Here is an 8,964-nt window from a genome sequence, read left to right on the forward strand (position 1 = left end):
TCCACGGCAACTGCTCGCCCCTTCTCATGTGCAGGCTAACACCCCATCAGGTGCCAACATTCCAAGGGAAGAAGCGCCACTTTGTTAGGAGTTCTAAGCCGTGGCGGCAGGCGTCGTAGGACATCCAACCGGCTAGGAGCGTTGCTTCCGCCACGGTGGAGAAGAGGGCCCGGCCAACCTGCTCGGTGTACTGGCCGCGCAGGAGCGGCGTCACTTCGGTGCTGAGGTACTGGACGGCCGCGTGCCGTGCGTGGTCGCCACCGAAACGGTCGTCCAACTCGGCGAACATGTCGGCGGTGGTCTTGATAGCGGCTACGTCTCCGAGACCGACGCGCATTCCGTCCTGACGCTGCCGCGGAATGGCCGCCTCGGGCGCGACCAACCACCGGAGTGAGGCTTCGTTCCACGCGGGCTCGGAAGGCTCGGCCTGCAACAGGGGCTCGTACCGATTGAGATCGGCGCGCCACAGCTGACCGACGGCTTTGATCGCGCCCTCGGGGCTGGCTGGATAACTGGCGTCCAAGAGCCCCGTGTCCCGCTCGCCTTCATGGTTCAGCCCGAGTTCGGCGGCGCTGAGGTCGTACACCTCGCACAGCAACGGGCCGTAGAAGTCGTCCGGCGTGCTGTGGCCGTTCTCCCAACTGGCGATACGACGTTTCACGCTGGCGTCCGACGGGAGTTGGTGGCCACGGCGGGCCGCAGCCTGCCGCAACTCGCGCACCAACCGCGGCTGACTCCAGCCCCGGCCCACACGGGCCTGCCGTAAGCGAACGCTGGTCGGCTCCATCGAAGACGTGACCGTTCCCTCCCCGCCGGTGCACTGATGCGACTACTGGGGCGCACGCTCTTTGACCTTACGACCGAATGTACGCGCGGTGCATCACTGCGCGCTGCAAGTAACCGGAGATCGCTGCCGGTTGACCGTGACGGGGGATGACGCGTCCACGCGTGACGCGTCATCCCCCGTCACCTCTCGTCATCTGCCCTGGCCAGGGCGGTGCCCCTGAGTCTGGACACAGGGCGGCATCGCGGCCGCAACTGAGTCTGACCGAGGTGAGATGACGTGCAGAGGATGACCACGAGGGGCATCGAATGGCTCTCCGCGGCGGCAGACGATCCGGCCGGGTGCCGGGCGGCCTGGGCGGACGCTCCCCGTATGCCGTACGCACTGTCGGCCGGCCGCTTCTTCGACGTGGTGACAGTCGAACAACGGGTGGGCATGGAGACCTTCGACCAACTTCTGCGCCGTGGCCTGCCGATCGGACCGGTCGAGCTCGACCACAAGGCCCAGCGAGTGGGCTTCTTCCTCGGCTCGCGGAGCCAGGAGACCTTCACCCACTACCTCATGCGGGAAGAGGGCACTCCGCCTGCGTACCGCTACCTGGCGCATGGCTCGGTGGTCGTCGTACCGGGCCCCATGCCCATGAGCGGTGACCGCTACCAGTGGCTCCGGGCTCCGACTCGGCGTCCCATCGTCGGCCCGCTGCGTCCGGTGGCTCTGGCCACCATGCTGGTTGCCTCCGCCGAGTTGCTCGCCCGTGTGGACCGGTACGGCGAGCGCTACCCGACTGCGGCTGCCCTCGCGCATTTCGCCTTCGAAGGGGGTCCGACCGATGCGGGATGACGCCACCCACCGGCACGACGCTGCTACCTGGTCGCCACTGGACACCGACGACTGGTACGCCGCGGGTAACGCCACAACGCCGCTCCGAGACGCTCTGCTCCGGGCCGGACTGGAGAAGGACTTTCCTTATCTGCGCGCCGATTTGAACGCATTCGGGCATGGCCTGGTCGAACTGGGCCGCGTCTCGCCGGCCACCACGGAACGACTGGCGGAACTGCTGCGGCTGGCGCTCGCTGCGGGCTTGCAGCGTCTTGAAGTAGGCGGCGGCGAAACCGCCGAACACCGCACCGAAAGGGACTGACGTCATGACCGACCGACGGGGAGTCGTCGCCAAGCGTGCCGAGAACTTGATGCCCGGCGTCCCCTACGTCCGATGCTGGGCACAGGCACGGCGCAGCGCTGGTGCCTTGGCCGCGCAATTGACCGCCCTGGGCCTGGAGTTGGACTTCCCCGGTCTCGCGGCTGACGTGAACGTCTCGGGTGACGGCCTGGTACGCCTCGGCTCCGTACAGCCTGAAGCGGCCCTGATACTGGCGGAACTGATCGTGTCGGGCCTTGCGGCGGAGATGCCCATGCATGCCGAGACGTTGACGCGAGAGACACGAAACGTCTCCCAGAGCTCATCGGCTGCCTGACCGCTCCGACCCGAGGAACTCCGGCCGGTTTGTGGTACGAGCGTGCCCCCACGACCGGTCAAGCTGGCCCCGTATGTCGCCGTTCCGCTGGCGGACGATGTGCGGGGCCTTCTGCTGTCCGGTATCCCCTCGGCAGTGGGTCTGCCGCTCGGCCGGGACCGGCGCCCCAGCGCCGCAGCCCGGACGAACGGCAGACCAACACCCGGGGAGGATGATGCTGGGCTCGTGTCAGACTCCGCACGGCAGGACATCAGCTTGGGAAGTTGCGATCATTTGCGGCCGTTCCGCGAGCTGACCTGGGCAAACGGCTGGATTGCGGCCTCTTAGGGCTGGGCTGCTTTCACCGTGATTCCCCGCTGTTCCCCGCTCGATCTGGTGCGATTGCGGTGCGGGGTGAGGATCGCGGGAGCAGATGTGTCCCCGTCTCCGAGGGCTCACGTGCCGGGGGCGCGAAAGGTGACCTGTCGGCGCGCGGCCTCATCGATCTCGTCGAGGGTGATGAGAGGGGTGGCCCGGGTGTGGAGGGCTCCGCTGGCCTTGACGGTGAGGCTGACGGCGGCCATGGAGACCGAGTCGGGGAAGTCGACGATGAGCACGATGTCATCCTCCCCGAAGGCGAAGTACATGGCCTCGACCTGCCCGCCGAGGCCGGTGACGACCTGGTCGACGGCGGCGCGGCGGCCGCTCGCGCCTTCCTTGAGTAGCCCCTTGGTGCCCTCGGGCGTGTAGGTGGCCTGAATGAGGAACTTGGGCACAGGCGTGCCTCCTGCCGATTGATTGTCCGGTGTGCAATGGCCTTCCCGCTGTCGCATCGACCGCTATTCGCGGACCGATTGGATTCACTCGTTGGAACCCGCGCCTCCTTCTGCTGATCGCTGTCGAGGAGCTGCAGTAGCGCCGAGCGGCATACGGCTGCACAAACGCGAAGACCCCGGCCTCAGCGTTTCCGCTGGTGACGGTGGCTTTGGGCGCCTCATGCGAGGTGCCCCGGAAGGATTCGAACGTGCGCACACGGCTCCGGAGCACAATCAGAGTTGGGCCTGCAAACAGGCCCTGATCAGCAGGTTCCTTGATCGCGGGAGGTATGCGGTGCCTTCCTGTATCGCAGATAGTGCGTATTACGGGCGACCTCCGCGGGCGGGAGGACGTACCAGCCGACCATTGACGCGGAGGACGTGGCCGCCAGTGCGGTGCGACCTCCCAGCCCTCACGGTGTCCCCACGCCCGCTCCGGCGTCGGAAAGATCGAGAGCGTCATGCCCCCGACGGTCACGTGCCGACGAGCGTGGCGGCCGGTTCCGCTGCCTCTTCGCGGCGCATGCCGACGGGACGGACCGCACGTCTGTGAACGACGAACGAATGAATCATGGTGTCTTGCTGTGGTGCGCCTGTGAATGCGGCTGACGCGGATAATTTTCGCACCATGACGATGCGGGGGAGCCATCTTGCGGCGGTCGGGCTCCTGGCGATAGCCATGACCGCCTGCAGCGGCAGCGGAGGCTTGCCTGCGGCCGACCCGCAGGTCCCGACCACGCCGGCGCCGACGGGCGGGCACGCCGCCGCCTCGTCGTCGGCATCGCCGGAAAGTGATCGCCCCGCGCGCTCCGACAGCCCGTCCGTCCCCGTCCGGACACCGGCGGCGAAGCCGAAGACACCCAGCGCGAACACGCCGTCCCGCCCGGCAGCGCCCACCGCGGCTGCCGTCTCCGGCTGCACGGCGAGCGCCCTCACAGCGTCGGAGGGGCATTCCGGCTTCCCGGCAAACGGTCAACACGGTTGGTTCGCCACGCAGATCCTGCTGCGCAATCACTCCGGCTCGACGTGTCACCTGCGAGGCTGGCCCGGCCTTACGTTCTTCGGTGACGGCGTCATGCAGGCCTGTTCCAAGGGCGACACCTCACCCGACTGCGGCAAGCCGCTGAGCACGTCAGGACCGCGCTCCTTCCCGGTCACCCGGACCTCCCCGCATGACCTCCCCGACATCCTCCTTGCCCCGGGGCACACCACCTCCTTCACGCTCGTGTGGCAGAGTCCCTTCGGCGCGGCCTGTGTCGACGGCTGGATTGATCCGGCCTACGGCGTCGACATACGGGTTCCTGGCGACTCGCGGGCTGTGACGCTGGTTTCCATCGGGGGGATCCAGCCATGCGGAGGAAGGGTCCAGGTCACCCCGTTCGGCGTTGTGGGCTAAAAGGCAGGAAGCGGGTCCGTAGTGCGGCTACGGTGCGCCCTCATGAAGACGTCAGAGGCGTCGTTTCCTCGGGGAGGCAGAGCAGATCGGAAGTCGCCTTCGGCTCCTACGCCTTCTGCCCGGCTGCGCCGGGATTCGCCCACTTCTATCGATGGTGGGTGTCCCGTGGCGAGTGCCACGAGGGGGAGCCGGGGTATGGCTGTACCACAGACAAGATCCCCCACGGGTGGGCACGCGCTGAGCGACCAGGCGCTTAGAAGATGCGGGCACACCCCAGTTGGCTGGACGAGCGGGTCCGCGGGGCTTCCGTGACAGGCTGCTGAGTGTTGTAGTCGTCCGCGCTCGTTGCCGTCTGTCGTTGCCGTCACTGCCGTCCGGCCCTCGATACCTGACCACCGCTTTACAAGTTCGATCACCATGCAGGGAACTCCCGGCGGCCCATGCGGGGGCGGGCCACGAAGGGTCTCCCCGGGGCGCCTACGTCTGCTGCCGTTGATGTCAGACGTGGATGTCAGATGGCTCCGTCACCAACCCCCACCGAACAGTGGCTGCAATGTAGCCGCTATGCCGGACGTGATCGCCAGGATGCCGCCCACGCTGGCGAGGGTGGTGGTCGCGTTCTGGAACAGCTCCTGCCGGAGCCGTGCCCAACGCGCGCTCCAGAAGAGCATCTTGAGCTTCTGCCACTTGTGCTGGCGAAGGTGGCAACCCATGAGGGCCCCGTAGCTGTTGTTGCGGCATGAGCTGCTGCGGCCCTCTGCACCGCACCAGACGGGCACGTTGAAGAAGAAGTAGAAGGCGCTGACCCCGGACAGGACGATGAGCGCGACTGGTCCGAAGTCGAAGGTCAGCCAGCCGGCAATGAGTATCGCGAAGACGACACCAACCCCAGTACTTCCCGAATCCCTCCATGCGAGGTCATGATCCAGTGACGCTTGGAGTGCTGGAGTGGCGCGACTGGGGCGCACGGAAGCATGCTACAGCGCTGGCCCCCGAGCTCTCAGCTTGGGAAGCTGCGGGCACATCCGGCCGGATCGGGTCCTGACCTGGTGAAACGGCTGAGCTACCACATAGTGTCGGTGTCGCTTGCCTTTACCGTGATTCCCCGCTGTTCCCCGCGCGATCTGGTGCGCTTGTGGTGCGGAGTCGTGTGATGCTCAGCGGATCGCGTTCCTGAGCCGCCTTACCACTTCCGCCACTTGTTCGTGAGCTGGTACGGGCCGAGGCCGTGACATGCGGTCAAGGCGACTACATCGACGCCGTGCTCGGTGAGTGACTCGTCGATGTAGTCGCACAAGGCTTCGCGTTCGTCGGTTTCGAAGGTGCCGCCGTTGTCGGCGTCGTTCACCGCGTTGAGGGCCAGGACGACGCGTTCGACCACAGCAAAGACCTGTTCGTCGCTGGCCTCGACAAGTCCAGGAAGCTCGCCCTCAAAGGCGTCGAGGACTGCGTCGGTCGCCGTAAGCAACTCCTCGGGGTATAGCACTGCCATGCAGGCACACTGGGGGTCCAGGGTGCCGGCGGCAAGCTCCTGGGCTTCCTCAGCTATGCCGTGCCGCCAGCTCGTAGTCGGTCTCTCAGCCATGGGCGGGACCGTACAGGCCAGGACTGACAGCGATACTGAGGCCCCGCGCCACCAGCGCGCTCACGGCGCTGCGCGCACGCTTTCCAAGTGTGCTTGTGCCGGTCGGGCGGCCGTGCGGAGTCGTTCACCTGCGTGCATGTGCGGCCGTCGCCTTGAAAGCGCACTTGCTCCGGTACTCATCCGGACGGGGCGGTACGTGTGTGAATGAGACCAGAAGTGAGACCACGACCGGTGCCGGCCGACGTGGGCGGCACTCCAGTGGCTCCGGATCTCTCCGGAGCCACTGATCTGTGCGCACTCGGCAGGAACGAACTAACGCTCCGTGTCTGCGCCTGCGAGATCGGCGGTGGCCTGCGCGAGGTTGTGCTCCAGGCGTTCCAGGGTGAGCAGGGCCGCGGTCCGCTCGTCGGGGGAGAGTTCCGCCGTCACGAGGTCTTCGAGCTGACTCCAGACCCGCTCGACTTCTCGGCGCAGGGCATGGCTGGCCGCCGTGGGTTCGATGAGTGACGCGCGCTTGTCAGTGGGTGAGGGGCGGCGGCGGACGAAGCCGGCCTGCTCCAGGCGCCGGACGGTGCGGGTCATGGTGGCGGCGTCGGAGTCCATCAGGCGCACCAGGTCGGCTTGCCGCTGGGGGCCGAGTTCCCACAGGTACATCATGACCAGCTCCTGGCCAGGGTACAGGCCGACGCGGCGCAGCAGGTGTCCCACGTGCATGCGGTGCAGGCGGGCCAGTCGGAAGATCGTGTGGCTGATGGGCCCGCCGCCGGCTGCGGCCGGCACAGGGACCGTGGCCTCCTGAGCCGCCTTTGTGAGCCCCTTCTCGGTCTCCGGTGTGGACTGCGTCATCACTTGCCTCACTTTCCTGTCCGGCCAGTCAACCCTACCGCTTGGGCCGACGGCTGTGCCGGTCGGCCGGGGTGGCCCTAAGTAAAGAGCTCGACACGGTGGGTGCGGTGCGCGTCACATCGGTCGCCGGAACAAATCCTCGAGGTTTACCTGTTCGGACAGATGACTTACTGTTCGGACAGGAATTCGCTGGTGCTGGCCACGTCGGGCCCGGGCCGCGGAGCAGCACTCGTCGTGAGGAAGACCATGACCACTGCTTTTGATCCGATCGTCCTGGGCGGCACGCGTCTGGCGAACCGCGTCGTGGCGGCGCCGATGACCCGCAGTCGTGCCTTCGGGCCCGGCGCGGAGCCGACGGAGCTGCTGACGACGTACTACGCGCAGCGCGCCAGCGCCGGGTCAGCGTGGTGATTTGCGTGAAGCGCTCCGGTTCTCCTTCGGCCATGGTTGCCGTCCTCTCCCTCACCGGCCTGCTGGCGGGGCTGCTGCAGACGCTGGCCATCCCGCTCATCCCGAGCTTTCCCACACTTCTGAACGCCTCGCCCACCGATGCGTCGTGGGTCGTCACCATCTCGCTTCTGACCGGCGCGATCGTCACGCCGGTCAGCGGACGCCTCGGTGACCTCTTCGGCAAACGGCGCGCTTTGCTGCTGACGCTCTCCGTGATGATCACCGGCGCGGCGATGTCCGCCCTGACCAGTTCGCTGTGGCTGATGGTGATCGGCCGTGGCCTGCAGGGCTGCGCGCTCGGGGTGATCCCGCTCGCCCTGGGCATCTTCCGGGACGAACTTCCGCCCCACCGGATTGGCGGAGCGATCGCACTTCTGACCGGGACGCTCGGCCTCGGTGGCGCGGCGGGGATTCCACTGGCCGGTCTGGTCGCCGAGCACTTTGATTGGCACGTGCTGTTCTGGGGATCGGCCGGGCTGGGCCTGCTCTGCGCCTTCCTGACCGCGCTGGTGGTGCCGGAGTCGCCGCAGCGAACCGAGGGACGCTTCGACGTCGTCGGTACCCTTGGGCTGACCGTGGGACTGATCGGCCTACTCCTGCCGATCGTCAAGGGCGGGCAGTGGGGCTGGGGCAGTACCCGAACGCTCTGCTTTGGCGCGGCGGCCGTCGTCATCCTGCTCGCCTGGGGCCGGCACCAGTTGCACGCCCGCTCCCCCCTTGTCGACCTGCGGCTCTCCGCGCGGCGACCGCTGCTGATGACCAACCTCGCCACCATCGCGGTCGGCTTCGCGATATTCACCATGCTCTTCGCATTTCCGCAGATTCTGCAGGCGCCCCCCGCCACCGGCTATGGGCTCGGTCAGAGCCTGGTGCGGACCGGGCTCGCCGTTGCCCCGAACGGAGTGGTGGCGCTGTTGCTGACTCCGGTCGCGACCCGCCTGATCACCCGGTACGGGGCCCGGCTGACCATGATGCTGGGAGCGATCGTCATCGCCGCCGGCTACGTCTTCGTCACGCTCCTGATGAACAGCGTCCTCGAGTTCGTCATCGCCTCGGGCATCATCGGGGCCGGCGCCGGCATCTCAGTCGCGGCCACGTCAAAGCTGATCACCGATGCGGTCCCGGTGACCGAGACGGCCTCGGCCAACGGGGTGAACAACCTGATGCGATCGGTCGGAACCACCGCCGCCAGCGCGGCCCTGACCGTGATCCTGGCACACGGCGCAATCACGGTCGGCTCGGCGACGCTGCCCTCGGCGGAGGGGTTCCGGACCACGTTCATCGTCGGGGCTGCGGCGGCAATTGCGGGTCTGCTCTTTTCAGCGCTAATCCCGAATCGTACGCCGATGTCCGGTGGCCCGGCAGAGCAATACTCAAAGCCTGTCGACGCCCCTGACGGGGACGTGATTTACAAGCGATAGCACAGGCTTTGAGATCCAGCCTCATCCTTATCAGGTCGATCACAGGGGTCTGCCCACATCGACCAACCGTCCCCGTGCGTCGGCCGACCGTTCGCTGGGGTCCGGCCTCAGCCGCTTCCCGTCCGCCGTCCGCCGTCCGCCGTCCGCCGTCCGTCGAGAGGAGGTCGTCGTGCTGATCGCCGTGTCCCTGGTCTGCGCCGTGCTTGCGGCCGC

At 67.2% G+C, this 8,964-nt stretch carries 9 protein-coding genes and 3 pseudogenes; 6 read left to right on the top strand and 6 right to left on the bottom strand.

Going from position 1 to position 8,964, the window contains the following annotated elements:
• Positions 1-94: 94 nt before the first annotated feature.
• A pseudogene (locus ACFYXB_RS44675) lies at positions 95-661 on the bottom strand (hypothetical protein); the annotation flags it as partial.
• Positions 662-1,072: 411 nt separating this feature from the next.
• Between ACFYXB_RS44675 and ACFYXB_RS44680 the strand changes: the two are divergent.
• Genes ACFYXB_RS44680 through ACFYXB_RS44690 form a run of 3 tightly spaced genes read left to right on the top strand, consistent with a single transcriptional unit; the run spans position 1,073 to position 2,259 of the window.
• Positions 1,073-1,624: a bifunctional DNA primase/polymerase gene (locus ACFYXB_RS44680; RefSeq protein WP_389591159.1), complete on the top strand. Its 552-nt coding sequence runs from the start codon at positions 1,073-1,075 to the stop codon at positions 1,622-1,624.
• Complete coding sequence (locus ACFYXB_RS44685) at positions 1,614-1,925, top strand: hypothetical protein (protein WP_389591161.1); 312 nt, start codon at positions 1,614-1,616, stop codon at positions 1,923-1,925. The genes ACFYXB_RS44680 and ACFYXB_RS44685 overlap by 11 nt, the downstream gene beginning before the upstream one ends.
• A 4-nt stretch (positions 1,926-1,929) precedes the next feature.
• Positions 1,930-2,259, top strand: coding sequence for a hypothetical protein (locus ACFYXB_RS44690; RefSeq protein ID WP_389591163.1), 330 nt, complete (start codon positions 1,930-1,932; stop codon positions 2,257-2,259).
• A gap of 434 nt (positions 2,260-2,693) precedes the next feature.
• Here ACFYXB_RS44690 and ACFYXB_RS44695 read toward each other — a convergent pair whose 3' ends face one another.
• Both ACFYXB_RS44695 and ACFYXB_RS44700 read right to left on the bottom strand, forming a co-directional pair.
• Complete coding sequence (locus ACFYXB_RS44695) at positions 2,694-3,014, bottom strand: GYD domain-containing protein (RefSeq protein WP_129800020.1); 321 nt, start codon at positions 3,012-3,014, stop codon at positions 2,694-2,696.
• Positions 3,015-3,527: 513 nt separating this feature from the next.
• Positions 3,528-3,974 (bottom strand): hypothetical protein, encoded by a 447-nt coding sequence (locus tag ACFYXB_RS44700; protein ID WP_389591173.1) that lies wholly within the window; start codon positions 3,972-3,974, stop codon positions 3,528-3,530.
• Positions 3,975-4,029: 55 nt separating this feature from the next.
• Here ACFYXB_RS44700 and ACFYXB_RS44705 point away from each other — a divergent pair.
• Positions 4,030-4,449, top strand: a pseudogene (locus ACFYXB_RS44705) (DUF4232 domain-containing protein); the annotation flags it as partial.
• Between the two features lie 524 nt (positions 4,450-4,973).
• Here the strand turns inward: ACFYXB_RS44705 and ACFYXB_RS44710 are convergent.
• The 3 genes from ACFYXB_RS44710 to ACFYXB_RS44720 all read right to left on the bottom strand — a co-directional run bounded on the left by ACFYXB_RS44710 (position 4,974) and on the right by ACFYXB_RS44720 (position 6,880).
• Positions 4,974-5,417, bottom strand: coding sequence for a hypothetical protein (locus ACFYXB_RS44710; RefSeq protein WP_389591165.1), 444 nt, complete (start codon positions 5,415-5,417; stop codon positions 4,974-4,976).
• A 215-nt stretch (positions 5,418-5,632) separates the two neighbouring features.
• Complete coding sequence (locus tag ACFYXB_RS44715) at positions 5,633-6,034, bottom strand: hypothetical protein (RefSeq protein ID WP_389591167.1); 402 nt, start codon at positions 6,032-6,034, stop codon at positions 5,633-5,635.
• Positions 6,035-6,346: 312 nt separating this feature from the next.
• Complete coding sequence (locus tag ACFYXB_RS44720; RefSeq protein ID WP_389591169.1) at positions 6,347-6,880, bottom strand: MarR family winged helix-turn-helix transcriptional regulator; 534 nt, start codon at positions 6,878-6,880, stop codon at positions 6,347-6,349.
• Between the two features lie 246 nt (positions 6,881-7,126).
• Between ACFYXB_RS44720 and ACFYXB_RS44725 the strand changes: the two are divergent.
• Positions 7,127-7,279: pseudogene (locus ACFYXB_RS44725) on the top strand (alkene reductase); the annotation flags it as partial.
• Positions 7,280-7,323: 44 nt separating this feature from the next.
• Positions 7,324-8,751, top strand: a complete 1,428-nt coding sequence (locus ACFYXB_RS44730; protein WP_389591171.1) for an MFS transporter — start codon at positions 7,324-7,326, stop codon at positions 8,749-8,751.
• Positions 8,752-8,964 lie beyond the last annotated feature (213 nt).

This window comes from Streptomyces sp. NPDC002619 (genome assembly GCF_042889305.1).
Lineage (GTDB): Bacteria > Actinomycetota > Actinomycetes > Streptomycetales > Streptomycetaceae > Streptomyces.